Origin of the sequence: Leptospira meyeri, from assembly GCF_004368965.1 — a bacterium.
Lineage (GTDB): Bacteria > Spirochaetota > Leptospiria > Leptospirales > Leptospiraceae > Leptospira_A > Leptospira_A meyeri.
The window spans coordinates 1,905,108-1,927,101 of the sequence record NZ_SORO01000001.1; the positions used below are offsets into that span (position 1 = coordinate 1,905,108).

The 21,994-nt window shown below is 35.9% G+C and carries 19 protein-coding genes; 11 read left to right on the forward strand and 8 right to left on the reverse strand.

Going from position 1 to position 21,994, the window contains the following annotated elements:
- The first annotated feature begins 179 nt into the window (after positions 1-179).
- The 3 genes from CLV96_RS08870 to CLV96_RS08880 all read left to right on the forward strand — a co-directional run bounded on the left by CLV96_RS08870 (position 180) and on the right by CLV96_RS08880 (position 2,523).
- Positions 180-665: a PaaI family thioesterase gene (locus CLV96_RS08870; protein ID WP_243836446.1), complete on the forward strand. Its 486-nt coding sequence runs from the start codon at positions 180-182 to the stop codon at positions 663-665.
- Positions 666-738: 73 nt separating this feature from the next.
- Positions 739-1,530: a helix-turn-helix domain-containing protein gene (locus CLV96_RS08875; protein ID WP_231292472.1), complete on the forward strand. Its 792-nt coding sequence runs from the start codon at positions 739-741 to the stop codon at positions 1,528-1,530.
- A 471-nt stretch (positions 1,531-2,001) separates the two neighbouring features.
- A complete protein-coding gene (locus CLV96_RS08880) occupies positions 2,002-2,523 on the forward strand; it encodes a hypothetical protein (protein ID WP_004787681.1) in 522 nt (173 codons plus the stop codon).
- A 5-nt stretch (positions 2,524-2,528) separates the two neighbouring features.
- On the opposite strand, the gene CLV96_RS08885 is transcribed toward CLV96_RS08880, so the two are convergent.
- On the reverse strand, positions 2,529-3,410 hold the full coding sequence (locus CLV96_RS08885; protein ID WP_004784267.1) for an LEPBI_I2678 family protein: 882 nt from the start codon (positions 3,408-3,410) through the stop codon (positions 2,529-2,531).
- A gap of 88 nt (positions 3,411-3,498) precedes the next feature.
- Here CLV96_RS08885 and CLV96_RS08890 point away from each other — a divergent pair, with 88 nt between their 5' ends.
- The 4 genes from CLV96_RS08890 to CLV96_RS08905 all read left to right on the forward strand — a co-directional run bounded on the left by CLV96_RS08890 (position 3,499) and on the right by CLV96_RS08905 (position 5,386).
- A complete protein-coding gene (locus CLV96_RS08890) occupies positions 3,499-3,924 on the forward strand; it encodes a DUF3995 domain-containing protein (RefSeq protein WP_004785250.1) in 426 nt (141 codons plus the stop codon).
- A gap of 163 nt (positions 3,925-4,087) precedes the next feature.
- The gene (locus CLV96_RS08895; RefSeq protein WP_004786507.1) at positions 4,088-4,645 is read left to right on the forward strand and encodes a dihydrofolate reductase family protein; all 558 of its coding nucleotides are present in this window, start codon (positions 4,088-4,090) and stop codon (positions 4,643-4,645) included.
- A 5-nt stretch (positions 4,646-4,650) separates the two neighbouring features.
- Positions 4,651-5,016 (forward strand): DUF2200 domain-containing protein, encoded by a 366-nt coding sequence (locus tag CLV96_RS08900; protein WP_004787243.1) that lies wholly within the window; start codon positions 4,651-4,653, stop codon positions 5,014-5,016.
- 154 nt (positions 5,017-5,170) lie between these two features.
- Entirely contained in the window at positions 5,171-5,386 is a 216-nt protein-coding gene (locus CLV96_RS08905; protein WP_004786525.1) for a hypothetical protein, read from the forward strand.
- A 167-nt stretch (positions 5,387-5,553) separates the two neighbouring features.
- On the opposite strand, the gene CLV96_RS08910 is transcribed toward CLV96_RS08905, so the two are convergent.
- Positions 5,554-7,116, reverse strand: a complete 1,563-nt coding sequence (locus tag CLV96_RS08910; RefSeq protein WP_004787308.1) for an aldehyde dehydrogenase family protein — start codon at positions 7,114-7,116, stop codon at positions 5,554-5,556.
- Complete coding sequence (locus CLV96_RS08915) at positions 7,106-8,425, reverse strand: proline dehydrogenase family protein (protein WP_004785069.1); 1,320 nt, start codon at positions 8,423-8,425, stop codon at positions 7,106-7,108. The genes CLV96_RS08910 and CLV96_RS08915 overlap by 11 nt, the downstream gene beginning before the upstream one ends.
- A 106-nt stretch (positions 8,426-8,531) precedes the next feature.
- On the opposite strand from CLV96_RS08915, the gene rocD reads away from it, so the two are divergent.
- The gene (gene rocD / locus CLV96_RS08920) at positions 8,532-9,773 is read left to right on the forward strand and encodes an ornithine--oxo-acid transaminase (protein WP_004786101.1); all 1,242 of its coding nucleotides are present in this window, start codon (positions 8,532-8,534) and stop codon (positions 9,771-9,773) included.
- Positions 9,774-9,783: 10 nt separating this feature from the next.
- Here rocD and CLV96_RS08925 read toward each other — a convergent pair whose 3' ends face one another.
- The gene (locus CLV96_RS08925) at positions 9,784-10,830 is read right to left on the reverse strand and encodes an alpha/beta hydrolase family protein (protein WP_004786354.1); all 1,047 of its coding nucleotides are present in this window, start codon (positions 10,828-10,830) and stop codon (positions 9,784-9,786) included.
- Between the two features lie 363 nt (positions 10,831-11,193).
- On the opposite strand from CLV96_RS08925, the gene CLV96_RS08930 reads away from it, so the two are divergent.
- Both CLV96_RS08930 and CLV96_RS08935 read left to right on the forward strand, forming a co-directional pair.
- On the forward strand, positions 11,194-11,799 hold the full coding sequence (locus tag CLV96_RS08930) for a hypothetical protein (protein ID WP_004785627.1): 606 nt from the start codon (positions 11,194-11,196) through the stop codon (positions 11,797-11,799).
- A 3-nt stretch (positions 11,800-11,802) separates the two neighbouring features.
- Positions 11,803-12,558 carry an oxygen-binding di-iron domain-containing protein gene (locus tag CLV96_RS08935; RefSeq protein WP_004786315.1) on the forward strand — a complete coding sequence of 252 codons (756 nt, stop codon included), beginning with the start codon at positions 11,803-11,805 and terminating at the stop codon, positions 12,556-12,558.
- Positions 12,559-12,607: 49 nt separating this feature from the next.
- Here CLV96_RS08935 and CLV96_RS08940 read toward each other — a convergent pair whose 3' ends face one another.
- Positions 12,608-14,020 carry a beta-propeller fold lactonase family protein gene (locus tag CLV96_RS08940; protein WP_004786705.1) on the reverse strand — a complete coding sequence of 471 codons (1,413 nt, stop codon included), beginning with the start codon at positions 14,018-14,020 and terminating at the stop codon, positions 12,608-12,610.
- Positions 14,021-14,320: 300 nt separating this feature from the next.
- Here CLV96_RS08940 and CLV96_RS08945 point away from each other — a divergent pair, with 300 nt between their 5' ends.
- Entirely contained in the window at positions 14,321-15,409 is a 1,089-nt protein-coding gene (locus CLV96_RS08945) for a calcium:cation antiporter (protein WP_004784447.1), read from the forward strand.
- Positions 15,410-15,420: 11 nt separating this feature from the next.
- Here CLV96_RS08945 and CLV96_RS08950 read toward each other — a convergent pair whose 3' ends face one another.
- From CLV96_RS08950 to CLV96_RS08960, 3 genes are all read right to left on the reverse strand, one after another.
- Entirely contained in the window at positions 15,421-17,802 is a 2,382-nt protein-coding gene (locus CLV96_RS08950) for a ribonucleoside-diphosphate reductase subunit alpha (protein WP_134151874.1), read from the reverse strand.
- Between the two features lie 21 nt (positions 17,803-17,823).
- Complete coding sequence (locus CLV96_RS08955) at positions 17,824-18,795, reverse strand: ribonucleotide-diphosphate reductase subunit beta (RefSeq protein WP_134151876.1); 972 nt, start codon at positions 18,793-18,795, stop codon at positions 17,824-17,826.
- A 435-nt stretch (positions 18,796-19,230) separates the two neighbouring features.
- Positions 19,231-21,969: an ATP-binding protein gene (locus CLV96_RS08960; protein WP_134151878.1), complete on the reverse strand. Its 2,739-nt coding sequence runs from the start codon at positions 21,967-21,969 to the stop codon at positions 19,231-19,233.
- Between the last annotated feature and the right edge of the window lie 25 nt (positions 21,970-21,994).

Below are 21,994 nucleotides of genomic sequence, written 5' to 3' on the forward strand. Positions count from 1 at the left end.
ATGAAAAAAGCGGAACTGCAAAGGATTCGGAAATATATCAGTTCCTAACAAATACATTGGATTCCGAATTCTAACCAGAGATCCACAATAAGGTTAGAATTTTTGGAATCAATCCCAAAACTTTTGCAGGTTTTTCCAAGACCCCAACTTAGGAAAATGTTACTCTTCATTTATTAAAAATGAAAGAGCGAAAGATGAATGTGTTAGAATTATTATATCATAATGTACCAATGGATCTTTTTACATTAAAGGAAAACTGTTCTCTCGTTGAACAAGCCCAGAATTTGATCGACCAATGCCATCCAGGTGCGACGAATATGAAAGTTATAAATCTCACATCGGAAATTTCAGAAGCTAATATTCCTTACTCTCAAAGTAACAGGGCCCTTCATGGATTTATGCATGGAGGTTGTTTCTTTAGCGTCGGCGATACGCTTACCTCGATCATGGCTTTCTTTCATGTGGAAAACGAAAGAGAAAGAACCTTTACGATGGATGCTTCGATACGATACTTACGCCCCGTACGAACTGAAACTATTCGCGCTAAAGCAAGACTCGTTCAAAAGAACGGAAAACTTCTGGAATACGTCTGCGACTTTTTTAACGAAGAAAATAAAAGAACAGCACAAGCAAAATACAAATATGCAATCGCAGAACCCCGTTGATTTTTTCTCCCGATTGACAGAATGAACTGAAGTTTTCGATTGTCTTTGGGAATCTTTCGTTTAACATGAGCAGATGCAGAATGTAATCTGTGCGCTCCGAGGTGCTGTCTTGTTCGTCGGAAGATTGCCTTATCTTGCGTTTCATTCTACCATTACCTCTGCAACGGTTGTTGGGCTAGATACGGAAATCAAAAAACGTGTCAAAGGGAACAAACAGTGGATGAGTTCCCGATGTTTTGTTTTTGATGGAACATTGAGTCACGAGACAATTCTCAATGGATCGGTAGGAATTTTGTTTGCAGATCCTGGAAGTGAAATTGGAGATATCCTCACAAAAGAGGCAGGCCCTCAAAGACTTTCTGCAAATCCTACTTGGGCTCCAGAATTGATTGCAACTTGTTTTGAAATTCAGACAGCAAACCCAGATTTATATCCTGAAATTCTGAACCGTTCCTTTCCTTTTAACCGACTGGCACCTGCAAAAAAAATACAAGATGATGACCGTTTAATAAATGTTTTACGTAAACTGATAGAAAATCCAGAAGAAACTATCAATGTTGAAGGATTTGCTAGCGAAATCGGAATGTCTGAGTCATGGTTACAACACGAATTCAAAAATGTGGTTGGTCTTCCCATTCGAGCTTTCCGTAAGTGGTTTCGAATCAAAACTGCTGTGATCGCAATCAGAGATGGAGCCACCTTTGCGGATGCAGCCCTTAGTGCAGGCTTTTACGACCAAGCTCACTTCACGAATGCATTTCGGGAAATTTTTGGAATTTCCCCTTCCGCAGTTTTTCAAAAAGGAAAATCCATTCGTTGGTACATTCAAAACGAAGAGATCGAAAAGATACTAAGAGTTCCTTAAAATTTAGAGATGCCATATCAGTGATTCCTACGATCCAAATGATCCTGGTTGATATATGCAATGCAAATAGCCATTTCGATTGAGAGGAAGAAGGGAAGGAAGATGGGAGGGAGCTATACGAAAAGCCAATAGCCGCTTGATTATGCGAGCTAAACGAAATACAAATATCAACTGATTTTCGGGTTTTAATTGCAATGCAATAATCCTCAGAAATATTTTGGATTGAAGTTATACGTAATACGGGTAATCGACAATGTGATTTGGAAATAGTCGGATTGGTTAGCGCATAGCGTATATAACGAAAGTTATTGACCGCAAATATTCGGTTCTTACTAAGCGAAGGGTATTCGATCCGGCAAACAAGGGATTGAAACATCTTTTTTCATAAAACATTTGTTATGATATTTATCTAAAAAATAATCAAATTTACTTGTATTTTAAAATATAATAAATCAATTGTATAACTTAATTATGAAAAAACTTACGTTTATTTTTTTCTGCTTGTTAGTTGGTTGCTCAACGTTAGAAGAAAGGGCTGCAAAAGCGAAAGTTTCCGGCAAAAATGAATTCGTTTCATTTAAAACATTAGAGATTGAGCGAACTGCCGGGTACGCAATTTCGGGCCGAGGTTATTATCCAAAAGATAATTCTATTGATGTCGTAAACGTTGAACTTGAAATAAAAAATATATCCACATCTCCATTAGAAATCTCTTTACAACCAGTAATCCCAATACAAGGGCAGGAAGTACATAGAATCGTTCGTGTTTATTGGGGAGGGAATTTCTTTGAAACATTGGCACACACAACAGATAGTAGATATGACATTGAAGCAGCATATGTCAAAAATGAAACTTTAGACCAAGGCTATACCATGTTTAGAGTTTTTTCTTTCATTTATCCAAAAGGTAAACTTCCAAACCAACTTATTTTCCGAGTCCGAAAAGACGGTGATCCAAATTTCGAAGAAATTCCAGTGATGATTGAAAATTGAAAAAACTAATTCATTTGAAATTTGGTCCTATTAAGGGCTGGACAGATTTGATTTCCAGAATTCTCCAAGTTCGTAGGAGAAAACTTGTGTAAATCTGGATTTACTTTCGATTGAAATAATTGCAAAACTGTTTTACCTTTGATTTGGTCAAAATCTGTACAAAGAACGGTTAATGCATTAGGAACAATTTCGAAATCAATCGTTTCGTTAACCTTTCCTTCAAAAGTTGTGCTACGGCTACCAACATTCTCTGTATATCTGAAGAATGCTTTTACTCTATATTTTCCAGGTGTCAAAAAACCGATTCGTTTATCTAATTCAGAATATCTATTTTTTTCAGATTGGGAAACAGACAAAATTCCATTAAACTGATTTGCTGATGAATCGATTCGATTATCTAATTCAATATATTCATCTTTATCGTACCGTGCGATTGAGAAAATTTTTGTATACTGATTTGTCACCAAGTACCCATTCGCATGCTTCAAATTTCCTCGCTTTTCTTCATAAGAAATATACGATTTACTCATTTCATTTTCAGTAAAATTGGAGTTTTTTTGCAGAATAAAATAATTTTTTTCCGCTCCGTAATGATAAAGTGCATCATTATAATAATCAACAAGAAGTCCAACAGGATAAAATATTAAGAAGATCCAGTTTAAATGAACAGCTGAATTAAACTGATATCGTAATTCCACTTCCTCCGGTTTAAATCCTGTTTTCACCGCACGAATTTTTATCGTTTTATTAGGAACTTCCGGAATTGGGACTTCTAAAATTGTCTCACTTACTTTTTCACCATCAACATAAAAGCTTGTATCAATTTCATTGGAAGAAAAATAATAGTTTTTAGGTGTGTAACCCTTTACGAGTGTAGCACAATTCATTATCAGGAATACAAGGAATATACTTTTATTCATAATATGCAAAAATTAGCATATAACAAATAAAAAACAATTAAAATAACTTTCTACAATGATCTTCATCACCGCCACCTCAGCCCTACTCCTCTTATCCATCTCGACCATTCATATTTATTGGGGTTTCGGAGGGCTTTGGCCGGGAAAAACCAAACAAGAATTAATTGATTTAGTTTTTGGAAAAGGGGACCAGTTCCCATCTCGTTTCATGTGTTTGATTGTCGCATTTTTTTTAGCTTTGTTTGGAATGTTACCAATTGTATGGATATTGAGAATTGACCTTGCATTAAACAGTGAAGTGATAAATGGATTAAAACTTCTCATGGCTACAGTCTCAGCGATATTTTTCTTAAGAAGTGCTTTAGGTTATTTCCCATTCATCACGAAACATTGGAAACCAATATTTGTGTATTATACAAAACGGATCTACAACCCACTTTGTTTTATCATTGGATTGGTTTTTCTAATTCAGATCTTATAAATTTTCACCAAATCGATCTAAAAAACAAAAACAGTGTTCTTTCAATCTTTCTGTGGACCATGTTGGTTCAAAATCAAAGGTGAAACTTAAAATTTGTCAAAGTGACAGAATAATTGATCAAAATATTCTTTCACATCTAACCAATCTCTTTATAAAAAGGCAAATGAGAAAAGTTGTATTTGCAATCAATGCCTCTGCAGATGGATTCTATGGCCATAAGGATATGGTGGCCGATAATGATTTACACCAATACTTCACCAATATACTAAAAGATGCAGATCAAATTCTGTATGGAAGAACCACTTACCAACTTATGGTTCCTTTTTGGCCGGAAGTTGCAAAAAATAAGTCCATGTCACAAACCAGTAATGAATTTGCACACACTTTCACTTCACTCGAAAAAATTCTATTCACAAAAACTTTAAAACAAGTAGAGGACTCCAAGACTAGAATCGCAAAAGGACCGTTAGTGGATGAAATCATTGTATTAAAGGAGAAGCCAGGCAAGGATATCTGTATTGGTAGTCTGAGCCTTGCCTCCCAACTTTCAGAAGCAAAACTCATTGATGAATATCGATTTGTGATACATCCTGTGATCGTTGGTAAAGGACCACGTTTATTCGAAACGCTCAGTTTAAACAAAGGGATTCAATTGGATTTTTTAGGTTCACAAACGTTCCCCTCTGGAGCCACCGCACTTCACTATCAAAAACAAAGGTAAATAAAATGGAACCATCAGACAAACATAATGAAAAAATGGCACAAATGACCTTCGCATCTGTTTATCCAATGTATCTAACAAAGGTAGAAAAAAAAGGAAGAACGAAAAAAGAATTAGATCAGGTAATTGAATGGTTAACTTCTTTTGATACAAAGAAGATAAAAGAACTAGCCGATGAGAAAGTAACCTTCCAAACCTTCTTTGAAAAAGCAAATTTAAACAAAAATGCTCACCTAATCAAGGGGATGATTTGTGGTTACCGTGTGGAAGAAATCCAAAACCCCTTAACTCAAAAAGTAAGATATTTGGACAAACTGGTCGATGAGTTAGCGAAAGGTAAATCAATGGAAAAAATTTTAAGAAACCCTTAATACAGGGACTAAAATTAAAGAGATTTTTTTATTTCAAGATAAGAAAACACAATAGTAACCAAAGATTAATAATTTAATTCTTGTCATCTGACAATTGACCATTAAATTTCTGTTCAACAAAAATCCTGCCAATTTTATAGAAATGGTATACTTTATGAAACGCCTCACAATCCTTCTTTTTTTATTTGCTTTTCAGTTTTGTGTTTCCCATCAAAACAACACTCAAAAACCACAAAAACAATATGAGTTAATTCTCAGAAGTGCCGTTAGTAATTTCGAAATTGTATTCAAATCCTCTCCTCAAAAAAACGATTTAGTCGAACAAAAAGAATCAAATACCATTCTAGATACGGAAAAGTTTTCCTTGTAAAAATTTAAAAAACTTTTTCAAACAAAACAGTCAATTTCTGAAAAGATAAAAATGTATGAACCAGAGTTTAAGGAGTATATCATCAAAGAAAATGCTCGGATCCGAGTAGAGATCTAAGATCTATATTAGATGCGTATAAAAGAGAGAACGAGATTACGAAGGAATTGTCACTGAATCGTATCTCTTGAAAATCCTTGGCGCATTGTGTTTTCTGTAAATGTTCGTCCTTCGACAAAAAGGTTTAAATAATCAGGGCCACCAGCTTTCGCACCGGTACCCGATAACTTTCCACCACCAAATGGTTGTCTGTTGACAATAGCTCCAGTGATTCCGCGATTAATATATAAATTTCCAACATCAATTTTCAATTTTGCTTCCATCACATGATTTGGATTTCGAGAGATGACTCCACAAGTGAGGGCATATTCCGAATCGTTGACCAAGTGAATTCCTTCAGAGAAACTAGAAATCTTCTGCATCGATAACAAAGGACCGAATATTTCTGCCTTCCACATATTGGATCCCATTGGAGGTTCATAAAGACTTGGAGAAATATAGTATCCTTTCGTCGGGATGGCTGATGTTTTTCCAATGATAAAAGTTTCATTTTCTTTTTGGATCTTGGTAAGTCTCAAAAAACTTTCTTTATGGATCACAGGCCCAACTCGATTCTCGAAATCCAAAGGAGAACCTACAAGCAAACCATCCATCGCATCAATCAATCGGTCCTTTAGTTTCTGATAACAATCTTTGTGAACATACAATCTGGATAAGGCACTACATTTTTGTCCTTGGAACCCAAAAGCAGAAGGTAAAATAGATTGAATGGCTACATCTAAATCAGCATCTGCATCCACAATCATTGCGTTCTTCCCACCTAACTCACAAATCACTTTTTTTATGATCGATTGTTTTGGAGAAACAACAGAAGCGGAACGAAGAATGGAAAGACCAACATCCCTGGAACCAGTGAAATTAATGATTGAAACTTCTGGATGAGTGACAATTGCCTCGCCGATTTCAGAACCTAGTCCTGGCAAAAAATGAAACACCTCTTTAGGAATACCAACCTCCCAAAAACACTTTGCAATTTCGTATGCCGTTGCAGAGGTTTCTTCTGCTGGTTTTGCAATGACGATATTACCAACAACCAAAGGACCAACACACATTCCGGTGAAAATTGCCATTGGAAAATTCCAAGGAGAAATACAACCAACGATACCTTTTGGTTGATAATAATACAGGTTGTCTTCACCTAACAAAATTGTTTTTTGCGGAGACAATTTCTCAGTAGCGATCATCGCATAGTAACGACAAAAATCGACTGCTTCTGCAAATTCAATTTCAGCTTCTGTGATATGTTTTCCTGTCTCCCAAATACAAACGGCTATAATAAAATCTTTTTTATTGATTAATTTTTCTGCCGCTTGCAAGAACAAACGAGAACGATCTTCTTGTGGACGTTCTTTCCATTGATACCAATTTTTTTTTGAAATTTGGATCGCTTCTTCTAAATCATTGCCATTGGACAATGATACATCCGTAACATTCAGTTCAGGGGCCCAAGGATTTTTATGAGAGATACGGTTTTCTGAAAACTTTTCTTTTCTTCCAATCGAAATTGGGATTTGAAATGGAAGTGATTTAGGTATGGAATCTAATGCTGACCGAATGGCTGATCTTTCCTTTTCTAAAGAATAGTCTCGGATGGATTCATTTTTAAATTCCATATTGAGTTTCCTTGTTTGGATTTTTTACTAAAGAATCTATTTTTTTTCCCTGACTTAACTGATACAAAAACCCCTGGTTTGAAGTATTTTCTAAAAGTCTTCGAATTAGATATGCCATACCTGGCAACAAAGATCCTATTGGAGAATATTCTCTTACAGTATAACCAAGAGACTCTAATCTTAATTTGTATTTACCAGCCATTCCAAATAACATTTGGATTTCAAAATCAGTAATGGTTTTTTTATTAGTATGATATAGAACAAATGAAAGCGAACGAAGATTATGTGTTCCAAAAGCTGATCTTAAATACGGAAATGATTCTAGAAGGAACAAAACATTTTCTTCAAACTTTACATCTGTTTCATGCTTTGAATTAAACACAGGTGGATCCCACCCACGTTCTTCTGATTTGATTCTTTCATATTCTAAATAAGCTCCCTTAACAAGTCGAATGGTGATAGGAACTCCTCTTGTCATCGCATACTCTTTCCAGCTAAATAATTCTTCCTTTGAAGACTTCAAATAAGATTGAACAACAATCCCAAAATGTGGGTATCCTTTAAATTCTTCCTCTAGGAACAATTCCTTAGCAGTTCTTGAAATAATTGATTTTAAATCATATTGTTCCATATCCAAATTGATTCCTATTTTTTTGCCCATAGCCGAACGGAGGATAGGCCGAAGTGCTTCCTTTAGATATTGGACACTGCTCTCTTCGGATTCTGGATATAACTTAGTTTCAATTCCAGAACATTTAATAGAAATATTGGTTCTTAGTTTTGGATCAATATTATGAATTTCTTCGGGCAATGTTTCAATGAGTTCCAAATATTGTTTTTGGATTTCTTTTGCCTCAGCGGGAGACAAAGCAATTTCTCCCAGAATATCATAAGTACGTGGTCTAAATTGGTTAGATTTTATATTTAATTTTTTGGACGATTCACAGAGAATAAATAATTTTGCAAAAAATTTTACAACGTTCAGCAAAACATAGGAAACAATTGAATTAAGATGAAACAAATGGATTAAAAAGTGAATCGAATTTTTTAGAAAAGTAGGTAATTCTGTATCTTCATCGAAAATATAAATTTTGAAATAGGGATAAACATTTTTTGTTTCGAGTGAAGGGAGAACATCAATGAATTTAAAAGTCTGTAGTTTTAATTTTGGATAACGAAATCCAAAGTGAATGATAGTAGACGTGATAAAAAATAAAAATTGTCGGAGGATAGATCCAGAAGTTGAATTTAATTTTTTTGCAATTTTTAGAATTTCTTCATCTTCGTCTTGCAATTGTTTTGTAAACATAATGTAACAACTAATCTTTGAACTAAAACTCTAATTTCTTTCAAGAAATTAGATTACTAAATATGAAAGGAGTTGTAAACAATATCTTAGATGCTTTTATTTCCAAATGGGTAAATTAACAGATTTATTTATCGAAAAAGAATCTAAGTTTGGAGCTTTCAACTATTCTCCTTTGCCAGTTGTCCTAACTAAAGGTGAAGGAATTTATCTTTGGGATATTGAAGGAAAAAAATATTTTGATTTCCTCTCTGCCTATAGTGCCGTGAACCAAGGACATTGCCATCCAAAGATTGTGGAAGTTTTTCAGAAACAATCTGCAATTCTTACACTTACTTCTCGTGCTTTTCATAACGACAAACTTCCGCTCTTTACTGAGTTTATGACTTCAACCTTTGGATACGATCGAGTATTGCCAATGAATACCGGGGTCGAAGCCGGAGAAACAGCAATCAAACTTGCCAGAAAATGGGGATACCAAAAGAAAAAAATTCCTCAAGACAAAGCCAAAATCATTTTTTGTGAAGGAAACTTTTGGGGGAGAACCATTGCCGCAATCTCTTCATCCACTGATCCAAAAAGTAAAAATGAATTTGGTCCTTTTTTGCCTGGATATGAAATCATTCCCTATAATGACTTAGAAGCACTAAAAAAAGCCGCCTCTGATCAAAATGTTTCTGCATTTATGGTGGAAGCCATCCAAGGGGAAGCAGGAGTAATTGTTCCCGACGAACAATATTTAAGTGAGGCAAGTAAAATATGCAAACTTCATAATGTATTGTTAATTGTTGATGAAATCCAAACTGGTTTGGGTAGGACAGGAGAACTTGTTTGTTCAGACTACTCCAATATAAAACCGGACTTACTGCTTTTAGGAAAGGCACTGTCAGGAGGAATGATGCCCATTTCCTGCGTGTTAGGTTCTAACGAAATTTTATTACTTTTAAAACCCGGAGAACATGGTTCGACATTTGGTGGAAATCCTCTGGCTTGCGAAGTGGCAATGGCTTCTGTAAGAACAATCATAGAAGAGAAAATGCCAGAGAATGCTAAAATAATGGGAAATTTTTTTCGCGAAACCATCACATCATGGAAACATCCATCCATCAAATCAGTAAGAGGAAAGGGACTTTTAAATGCAGTTCAATTCCAAAGCCATGTAGATGCCAAAGAACTTTGTTTGGAGTTATTGAAACTTGGAATTTTAGCGAAGGAAACACATAAAAATACAGTTCGCTTCGCACCACCTCTCGTGATCCAAAAAGAGGAGATGAAAGAGGCTTTGGGAACAATCAAAAAGGCAATTGATACAATCCCATTTTCAGGTGAACCAATTCAAAATAAAAAATAATAGATAGGATTTATTGTCTTTGGTCTGCTGCTTTTAAAAAAAAGAAAGAAAATGATGAAATCAGTTTTGGTAATTCCAACAAAGTATTGAACCCAAAACCTGTATCTCCATGAGAAATCAATGTTGTAATACAAAGTTTACTTTCAACACCTATTTGAATTAATTTCTCATATAACATCGAAGACTCATACGCTGGCACAACATCATCTTTTAAACCATGAATTAATAAAATTGGTAAATTGAGGGAATGAATATGGTTGGTCACAGACAAAGCAGTGATTAGATCGCGGCTTTTGCCTCCGTTTTTAACAACGTTTTTCCAGTGTTTGATTCTAAATTCCGTATCGTTTTTCAATTGATCAAAAATATTACGATCAGCTTTTTTCATTTTTTGATAATGAGGTTCCAATCTTAAGTCTTTTGTTTTGTAATAGTTATCCAAAATTGCAAGTTTGAGTGCTTTGAATAAACTTTCATTTTCTCCAATAGAGATTGGAAGAAAATTGAGGAGAAGGATCATTCGACCATATTCATCTAAACTCTGATTTGCAAATAAGTTTTCTATAACATCATCTACTTTCGCAAAAGCTCCAATGGCACAGATACAATTGATTTTTTCGGCAATCTTTTTGTCACTCGCTGCAACAAGACTGAGAGAACCAGAAAAAGAAGGAGCAAAGATAGAAACTTTGCCAGTGGGACAAATCTCCTTTTGGTTTGAGATAAATAAAATTGAATCTTTAATATCTTCTATATTGCGAAGAGAGATTTTATAATCGCAAATTTCGTCATAGAATGGACTGACCACTGTGTATCCAATTTTACTTAGGCTTTTATTGACTATAATGAACCTTGGGTCTCTGTTTCCAAGAGGAGCAAGTCCGTTGATGGTCACTATGGTTCCAAGTGATTTGGATTTGGGTGCATAACAATCGGCTTTTAAAACTCTTTTGCGAATAGGAATTTGAATTTCCGTAACATAAGGAAGAGTTTCGTCATCACTTTGTAATCCAAGGAGAAAGTTGATGGATTGAAACCAAGCTTTGAATCGATTCATTGAGAAGAACTACCAAATACTTTTTTAATTTTGACTCGTATCATGATAATGAAAACTTTTTATAGTTTCCGATTGATGTGATGATCTTTCATATCTAATTCATTCATTTAATTGTCTAACCAAAAATATAAGTGAATGGTTGATCTTTCAATACGATCCGACCTTCTTTGCGCCAAGGATTGCAGTGGAAATCGGAGCGAAAGCGTAGATTGACACGGAAAGCCTGGTCGCGGCCACTCTTCAATTTAGAAATTGAATCCAATGCGAGGCGCCCCACTCAGGATATCTCTTCTTGACAACTAAATAAAAATGTGATCTCCTAAGTCTGTTTTCCGTAATTGGAATTCGTGTTAGGTTCTCCTGATGGCTGATGACGAAACAAAAGAGTTTTTCCAGAAAATTATTTTTACCAATGAAGAAATTTTAAAGCTGCGGATTTTATTATATGGTTTAAAAATTCGGGCACTCAATGCACAAATTCTTTCGGCAAACTCCGGAGCATTTGCAGCGAGTTATGGAGTTGTGGCTGCAGAGATCATTCATTTTAATAACAAAATTCAAGAAGTAAATGAAAAGTTAACAAAGGCAATCACCGTTGTGATTCGAATGGCGAGCGAAATGCAAAAGATTTCAAAGGTAAATCGTCTTTTACAGGTTTCTGTTGAAACTTGCAAAACAAGGGGAGTCAATCACGAACATTATAAAAATATTCAATTCAGTTTAAACAATCGTGATATGGAAAAAGATATGTTAGATTTACAACTGAGAAAAGAATTTGATGACATCCGTCACATTGTTCGAAGTTCCACTAAACTTTGTTTAGAAGGTCGCACTGTATCTTTACAAACTCGAATCGAATCTGCTACCATCGTTGAAAATCAAAAATTATTTTTAGCAGTTGCAGAAAGTTTTGATGGAGCTTTAAATATCATAGAATCATCTTATCGATATCTTGCAAAACTCTGGTAAACAATGAAAAAAATCCAAACTATATATTCTGATAACGATCACAAATGGTCTGTAATTGCAAGAGATCCTTCCAAACCAAACTGGCTGATTGACACCAATGAATATTTAATTGAATCAGATGGAATGGGTCTACTCACCGATCCAGGTGGTAGTGAAATTTTTCCCGAAGTATTTTCTGCATTGGTTGATGTGTTTCCTGCATCCCAAATTAAAAATATTTTTGCTTCTCACCAAGACCCTGATATTGTTTCCTCTATTTCCCTTTGGCTTGAAGTCAATCCATCTATTCGTTGCTATGTGAGCTGGTTGTGGACAGGTTTTTTACCGCACTTTGGTGGAAATGCTGATACTTTTATTCCGATGCCCGACGAAGGAATGGAAATTATTCACCAGAACATCAAACTCAGATCCATTCCTGCTCATTTTTTGCATAGTGCCGGAAATTTAAATCTTTGGGATCCTGAAGCAAAAATACTTTTCAGCGGTGATGTTGGTGCCGCCTTACTTCCTATAGACGAAACTGATTTGATTGTAAAAGATTTTGATAAACACATTCGGTTTATGGAAAAATTCCATAAACGTTGGATGGCTTCTGAACAAGCCAAAGTAGCCTGGTGTGAACGAATTTCCAATCTCAAACCAGATATGCTTTGCCCACAACATGGCTCTGTGTTTCAAGGTCCCGATGTGGAACGTTTTATTAATTGGTTTTCAGAATTAAAAATTGGAATGGATGCATTGGAACTACCAAAAACATAAAGCAGTGATTAAGAAATTAAATCTATGACCTTCCCTTGAATTTTGAAATTTATAAAAACGTTAAATTCCATTGCGCACTTCCAGGATTCACTGTGCCCAGTAAAGTAAGTTCACCAGTGGTTTGGTTAATACTAAACTGGAATATACTTTTAGCTACATTATCATTATTTGCCACATAAGCGAACCGTCCACTTGGATCAATGATCATATAACGCAAGTTTGTAAGTAGGCCAGACAGTTTAGAGGAAAATGAAATTTTACCAGAATTTGGTTCCACCGTATAACAAGAAATCTCTCCTTCATTGATATGGACTAAATAGAAAAAATTTCCACTGGGATGGATTGCTGTACCATTGATACTCAATCCATGAAAAACTGAATCCACAAAACCCATTTGCCCCGTATTGCTATCTAAACTTAGGACCGTTACCGTAGGACTAGTAGCAACGTATAAATATCTACCATTGGGATGGGTCGAAACAAAACCCGAGCCGCTACTGGGAAAACTTGGGCTCATTCCTACTTGTGTTAAACTTCCATCATTATAGTTGATTCGATAAGAAACAATTTCCGTTAAGTTAGGACTGATATAAAAGATAAAATTCCCATTGCGTGAAATTTGAATCACGTTATGGGGAACAACCGTTGGATAAGCTGAAAGAAAAGTAAGAGTACCATCGGAATTGATCGCATAAGTCCGAATCTCTAGATTTCCCTCGGATGCGACATATAAGAACCTTCCATCAGGGGTGATGACAAGATTTCGCGGTGCTGCACCCGCAGGAGATGTGGGAATAGAATTTGCAGTGAGAACACCCGTACTCTGGTTGATTAAAAATTGGGAGAAAGTGGCACCGTATAAGTTAGCAGTAAATAAAAACTTTCCCTTTGGATCGACTCCGATCCCTGTGGGAGCATTGCCTGTTGGATATGTTCCGACCGAAGTTAGGAGACCCGTTGACTGGTTCATCGTCAGAAAGCCAACTTCAAAATTCAAATCCATAGAGGTATATACATAACCGGAATAAACAGTGATATCGGAACTAGCACTGGTCCTTCCGTCGGCTGCTGTGGCAGTGATCCAAACCTTTCCATTGCCAATGCTTTGGACGAGTCCATTTGCATCGACTGTGGCCACAGAGTTGTCGCTACTGGACCACTGAAAAGTAGAATCGGTTCTTGACCCGTACGAATAGTACTGTGCTTCGAGTTGCAAACTATCCCCTTTGCGAATCCCAGCCCAACTATGGTTCAGTTCGACGACCTGGTTGGCACTTGCGAGTAAGGCCAAAAGACCAAACCAGGATTTGGAAGAAGGGTCTTTTTCTGGAAAAAGAAGATGATGGACGATGGGATTGAGAAGACAAGCGTTGAAGGAAAAAAGACAAATAAGTAAGTAAATAAATTTCTGAAATTTTTTGATTGTCGGCAGATACAATCGATGAGAACGATTTGTTTTCATATAAATCAACAAACATAAGTAAAGCGGATACGGGATTCTGTCATTCCTAAAATTTAAAAGTGCTGGCAAACTGAAAAGATTTCGAACAAAGTTTGCGCCAGGGATTGCAGTGGAAATCGGAGCGAAGCGGAGATTGAAACGGAAAGCCCGGTCGTTTATTCTATCCAATGAAAATTTTAGAAGAAATACGAGGCGCCCAAAGTTTTAACAAAGATGGCAAATTTGTGGATTTGACTGAACTTTATAAGCTCAATGGGAGTCTGAGAAATAACGAAATTAAAATAATACATCCGAACTTTTATGGCAAATTCAAAAACGATCACATCCAATGACTGGCTCTCTTATACTTCCTTTTTGGTATTAGTCTTTGCTATGGTTGCACCCATTGGCGAAGGGCTTCTCATCGCATTTGCAGTTGTATTTTTAGCAGTCGGGATTTCGAGTGCTGTGCATAGTGCTGAAGTCATTGCAGAACGAGTGGGACCTTCGATTGGAACTTTGATTTTGGCAATTTCTGTGACAGTGATCGAAGTGGCACTCATTGTCAGCCTAATGAGTAATGACACAGCCGACTCACCACAAATTGCAAGAGATACCGTTTTCGCTGCGTTGATGATTGTCACCAATGGAATTATAGGCATCTGTATTTTGTTAGGTGGATTAAAACATAAAGAACTTGGATTCCAATCAGTAGGCACAACTGCATTACTTGGAGTTTTGGCAGTGCTTTCAACACTTACATTGATTTTGCCATTGTTCACTACCTCTACAAATAAAGGAACCTACAGTGCGGGGCAACTCATCTTTGTTTCGCTGGCCTCTCTGGTTTTGTATGGGTCCCTTGTTTGGTCACAAACAAAATCACATAAAAACTTTTTTTCTGCAACTGAAGGAGAAGTGACTCCTTTAGAGACCATTCATTCAAGGCCGAGTCAAAAAAGAGCCATCACAAGTTTTATCTCTCTTTTATTTTCTCTTTTTGCAGTTGTTGGTTTATCAAAAATTCTCAGCCCTACGATCGAAAGCACCATTTCTGCATTAGGTGCTCCAAAAGCAGTTGTGGGGATTGTGATTGCGATTCTCGTTCTTGCTCCAGAAACATTAGCTGCCATGAATGCCGCAAAAACCAATGAACTACAAACCAGTTTGAACTTAGCTTTAGGATCGGGAGCTGCAAGTATTGCACTAACCATACCAGCAGTTAGCCTATATTCATTGTTATTTGATAAACCATTGACCCTTGGATTAGATTCCAAAGGCATTGTGTTTCTAATGGTAACATTTCTTGCAGGAAGTTTTACCTTTGGCTCGGGAAGGACCACATCCCTGCATGGACTCATCCATTTAGTGATTATGGCTTCCTTTTTGGCAATTTCGCTGATGCCATAAAATCAGGTTCATCAACTTCCGCAAACAAGGCAACCTTCTTCCATAGAACAGGATTCTCCAACAAATTCAGAGTCCGCATCTTTTTTGTTAGTTGGAGCAGGATTAGAAATGATTTCTTTTGTTTTTTGGATTTGTTCTTTTTCTATAGTGAATTGGATGGCTTGCGAAGCTGCTTTGGTTCGTAAATAATACATCCCTGTCTTTAAACCTTGTTTCCAAGCGTAAAAATGCATGGAAGTGAGTTTGGAAATTGTAGGATTTTCCACAAATAAATTTAAGGACTGTGACTGGCAAATAAAAGCTCCACGGTCTCTTGCCATATCAATGAGAGACCTTTGTTTCATTTCCCAAACTGTTTTGTAAATTTCTTTGATTGAATCTGGAATGGATGGAATTGATTGGATGCTACCACCGGCGGCAATGATTTGGTTTTTCATTTCTGAATTCCATAATCCAAGTTCAATCAAATCATGTAACAAATGTTTGTTTACAATAATAAATTCTCCACTGAGGACTCTTCTTGAATAGATATTGGAAGTATAAGGTTCAAAACACTCATTGTTACCTAAAATTTGCGAAGTGGAGGCTGTGGGCATCGGAGCAACAAGTAGAGAATTCCTTGTTCCATACTGAACCACTTCTTTTCTTAAAGATTCAAAATCCCATCGCCCTGTTGGTTTAACATTCCATAAATCAAATTGGAAAATTCCCTGGGAAAGTGGAGAACCTGGAAAACTTGGATAAGCTCCTTCTTCTTTGGCAATGTCTTTACTTGCAGTCATGGCTGCAAAGTAGATGGTTTCAAAGATTTGAATATTGAGTTTTTTTGCTGCTTCACTTTCGTAAGCCATACGAAGTAAGATAAAAACATCAGCAAGACCTTGAACACCAATCCCAATGGGACGATGTTTCAAATTAGAATTTTTTGCTTCAGGGACTGGATAATAATTTTCATCAATGATACGATTTAAGTTCACCGTCATCTGATAAACGATTTCGTATAACTTATCGAATAAAAATTTTCCATCAAAAACAAACTTTGGCAAGGCGACAGAAGCCAAATTACAAACAGCAACTTCATCTGGGCTAGTGAATTCTAAAATTTCTGTACAAAGATTACTGCTTTTAATGGTTCCCAAATTTTTCTGATTACTTTTGGCATTAGCCGCATCTTTGTACAATAAATAAGGTGTTCCTGTTTCGATTTGAGATTCAACGATCGCAAACCAAAGATCTTGTGCTTTGACTTTGGTTCTGGCTCTCCCTTCTCTTTCGTACTGTTCATATAAAGAAACAAATTCTTCCCCATAAACTTCCGATAAACCTGGAGCCTCATTTGGACAAAACAAACTCCAGTCGCCACCCTCTTCCACTCGTTTCATAAATAGATCAGAAATCCAAAGTGCAAAAAATAAATCACGGGCCCGCATCTCTTCCTTGCCATGGTTCTTTTTTAATTCTAAAAACGGAAAAATATCAGCATGCCATGGTTCCAAATAAATAGCAAAGGCACCTTTTCGCTTTCCACCACCTTGGTCCACATACCTTGCCGTATCGTTAAACACACGTAACATGGGGATGATCCCATTGCTAGTTCCATTGGTGCCTCCAATATACGAACCAGTGGCTCTGATATTATGAATGGATAATCCAATACCACCAGCACTCTGCGAAATTTTTGCAGTTTGTTTGAGAGTATCATAAATTCCATCGATACTATCGTCTTTCATCGTTAAAAGAAAACAGCTACTCATTTGTGGTTTCGGAGTTCCTGCATTAAAAAGTGTAGGAGTCGCATGAGTGAACCAACGTTCGCTCATAAAATGATAGGTTTTGATTGCGTCGTCAATACGATGTTTGTGGATTCCTAGAGCCACTCTCATGTACATATGTTGCGGACTTTCTACAATTTTTCCGTCAAGTTTTAACAAATAGGATTTTTCTAATGTGCGGAATCCAAAATAATCGAACCCAAAATCTCTATCGTAAATAATGGAGCTATCCAAAAGTTCAGAATGTTTTTTTACAATCTCCCATATATCATCTGCGATAAGAGGCATCTGTTTTTTGGTTTTTGGATCAATATAGGAATACAATCGCTCCATGGTTTCCGAAAAGGATTTGGTTGTATTTTTGTGTAGGTTACTAACGGCAATACGACTCGCAAGAAGGGCATAATCTGGATGTTTGGTGGTAAGAGAAGCAGCAATTTCCGCAGCTAAATTATCTAATTCCGAAGTGCTAACACCATCGTAGATTCCTTCGATAACTTTTTTAGCAACATCAATGGGACTTACTAAACGACTGAGACCATAGGATAACTTATCTATCCGAGCAGTTACTTTATCAAACTTTACCGATTCTCTTTTTCCATTTCTTTTAATTACAAACATAATAACACCTATCTAAAATTTTTAAAAATCTTCATTCAAAGAGAATGTAAATCCCTGTTCCGAATTGAGAACTCCAGCCTTCTGGTATTCACCCACTCTTTTTTCAAAAAAATTTGTTTTGCCTTCTAAGGAGATCATTTCCATAAAATCGAAAGGATTGGAGGAATAATATAGTTTTTCAAATCCAAGTTCAATGAGCCAACGGTCGGCAACAAATTCAATGTACTGTTGCATCAGTTTAGCATTCATCCCAATCAAATCAACTGACAAAGATTCGGTGATGAATTCTTTTTCTATATTGACTGCATCAGTAAAAATTTCATACACACGTTCAGCGCTTGGTTTTTCATTTATCATTTTAAATAGGATACAAGCAAACTCACAATGTAAGGCTTCATCTCGACTGATGAGTTCATTGGAAAAACTTAGGCCAGGAAGCAGACCTCTTTTTTTCATCCAAAAGATAGCACAGAAACTCCCACTAAAAAAGATTCCTTCGACAGCTGCAAAGGCAAGAAGTCGTTCAGCAAAATTTCCTTCACCAATCCAACGTAAGGCCCATTCTGATTTTTTTTGTACAGCAGGAATGGTTTCTATGGAGTGGAAAAGTCTATTTTTTTCTTTTGGATCTTTGATATAAGTATCAATAAGAAGTGAATATGTTTCAGAATGGATATTTTCCATCATAATTTGAAAACCGTAAAAACACCTAACCTCTGGCAGTTGAACTTCTCGCATAAAGTTAACTGCTAAGTTTTCATTTACGATTCCATCACTTGCTGCAAAAAATGCCAAAACGTTACTTAAAAAAAACCGTTCGTTGTTTGATAAGGAATTCCAATCATCCAAATCTCCACTCAAATCGATTTCTTCTGCCGTCCAAAAGGATGCTTGTTGTTTTTTATACATCTCCCAAATTTTTGGAAACTTGATAGGAAGGATCACAAATCGATCCTTATTTTCTTTTAATAAAACTTCTGATTGGTAATCCATTCAACAACTCCAGGTTCGAAATTTCTTTATTTTCTGTGTCCCTTTTGCCAGAAGAAAAACACAGAATACCAACAAACATAGGTTAATTGGTTGAAATTGGTATGGAATGGCTTTTCCATGGCCAAATCTCGTCGACCCGGAACACAACAACTTGTTTGGAAGAAGGTGTGGGTATCCCGGTAGCAATAGTCCGGGGCCCTGAAAAAATTTTCGGTACAGATGATCGTTTACGGGCGATTCATATGTGGGAAGATCCGACTTTCCTGATCTTTAGTGGATAAGGATTTACGGTTGCGCCGTCAGTTGAGGAGTTTCACCTCATTCCTCCCGGAATAGAATCTAAATAAACTGAATGAGACATATTTTGTCAATGGAATAAAACGAAAGAATTTTCAAAAAAAGATCCAGTAAGTTTTGCTACTGAACCAAACACATTTACTTCAAATTTTTATATATCGTTGTCAAAAGTTCAGAGAGAATGATTGGTTTCTTTACATAACCATTCATTCCGTTTTCTAGATATTCATTCAATTGGGAATCCATACTATTCGCAGTAATCGCAATGATAGGAATGTTGCGATAAGAATCATCTCGTTTGCGAATGATTTTAGTAGCCTCCATTCCATCCAATACGGGCATCTGTATGTCCATGAGGATAATATCATAGCGATTTTCTAAGTGACTAAGAGAGGCATCTAACATTTGTATTACTTCTTCACCGTTTGATGCAAGGGAGACCTTTATATTTTCCTTTTGAAATATTTTCAAAATAAACTTTTGATTTAACAAGTTATCTTCTGCTACCAAAATATGATATTTTTTATCAGAGTCAATTACCTTGGCATTAGTATCTTCAACCGTAGTTTCTCTTTGGTCTGTTTTTTCGAATGGAATTGTAAATTGGAAACTGGAGCCTTCATTCAAATGACTAAGAACTTCGATTTCTCCGCCCATCAAATTTACAAGTTGTTTTGAAATATACAATCCAAGCCCAGAACCTTCAAATTTTTTAGTGCGTGAATCTTCTAATTGAACAAAACGATTAAACAACTTATGAATGTTCTCATCGGAAATTCCTATGCCAGTGTCTCTCACTACAAATACTAGAAACTTCCGATCACTACTTATTGATACATTTAAACTAACCGAACCTACCGAAGTAAACTTTACTGCATTTGCAATTAAGTTAATCAATATTTGGCGAAGTCTATTTTCATCAATCAATATATGCAAATCAGAATCCAATTCGGATAAATTAATATGAAATTCTAAATTCTTTTTGATTGCATCGGCTAAAAACAACTGAACCACATCTTTACATAATTTATTTATATCCGTTGGTTTAGGAACAATCTCTAATTTTTTGTTTTCCAACTTAGAAACATCTAAAATATCATTAATGATTGTCAAAAGAGATAAAACTGATTTTTTTGCGTTATCCAAATAATCTCGTTGCTCAAAATCAATTTTAGTTTGTTCAAGCAATGTCAACATTCCTAAAACTCCGTTCATAGGAGTACGGATTTCATGGCTCATATTAGCTAAAAATTCAGATTTTACACGATTTGCTTTTTCTAATTCAAAAGTTCTTTTTTCTACGATATCCTGAATACTTTTCTCTTTTCCCATGATGATAAGAATTAAAATCCCCAGAAGACCTGTTAACAAAGAGGATACGATCAAAAGGAATCGAGAAGCATTGGTTAAATTCATCTGAAAGTATTTTTTAGTGGCACTGGTTTTAATGTTCAAAACATGTGAACCGATTGTAATGGGATGTTCATACGAAAACTCTGAAAAAATTTTTTCATCCGTATTGGAACAGTCTCTTGAAAATATTTGAATATGATTTGGTTCCGTTACATCTTCGATTCTAATACATAAATGGTTTTGGTCATTTCCAATGGCGGCATTATTAATTATCGTTGCAATACGAACTGCGGCCACTGCAAATCCATATTCCCCATTCAATCTAGTCACAGGGTTAAAAACCAAAAAACCTAAATTGTCTTCTATGTTCTGAACAAGGTTGATTTTTCCTGTAATTTCGATCCCCTGTCTTTCCTTTGCGCTAAACAATGCCTTTTCTCTCGTTGGATCAGATAATAAATTAAACCCTATGGCTTGTTTGTTTTCTGAGAATGGATAAATATATCGAATGAAAACATAATCGGGTTTATCCATGGCTGGAATGATTCGTTCCTCTTTTTTTTCATAGATTCCCTTAGATGCCGGATAATCTTTTTTCATTTTTGTTTCGCTAATCGAACGTAAAGAATGATTGATTAGAGGATCCCAAGACATTGCAGCTACGCCATTTGTATCTTCCATTATCTCTTTCGAGAACTGATCAAAATTTTCACGATTTAAATGTTCTTTGAGTGATAAAAAAGCACCCAATGCTTTTACAACTCGTAATGTTTCTAAAAATTGATTTTCAATTCCTGTTGAAATGATTTGTCCGTCAGATTTGATTCTATATTTAATAAATTCTTTTTCCCAATTTTTTGTAACAAAAAAAATAGATAGAGTAAAAACAAATGTACTCATCGTTGCGGATGCAAAAATAACTAGTCTTAATAATTTTTCTTCTCCTCGATACCATTTCCAAATCAATATCATTAATGGAGTAAAAATGATAATTCCGATCGAGTCACCCATCCACCAAGTAAGCCAAGTTTGAAACAAAAACTCGAAGTATATGATTTTAAAATAAAATAAAGACAAACTTCCAATGATAGAAGAAATGAGAGCATTGACTGGTCCAGCGAAGATAAAAAAGATTAAAATCTCATGAGCTTGGAAGATATTTAGATTTGGGTTGGAATACTTTTTTAAAAAGTGAGCACCCATAAGTGCAGCCGAAGAATTTCCAAATGAAATCGTTATGTTTTGTGGATTCGAAATTAAAAACTGAATCCAGGTCTCCGTTGTAGGCAGGTAGTTGGTGTTGGTAAAATAAGCCCCCAAAAATAAAGCGAACCAGACTTTTTTCCCAAATAACAACACAAACCCAAGAGCCAAACCGGCCGGTGGCCAAACTGGTGTGCTGTATCCGTCAATGGAAGAAAGGTTGAGGCTTAATTTTCCGGCAAATAAATAGAATCCAAATACCAGAATTTGTATGCTGATATCCCGAATGAAATTTCTGGTGAATGCATTCAAGAGAGGCATATAATGTAAAAGACGAGAAAAAATG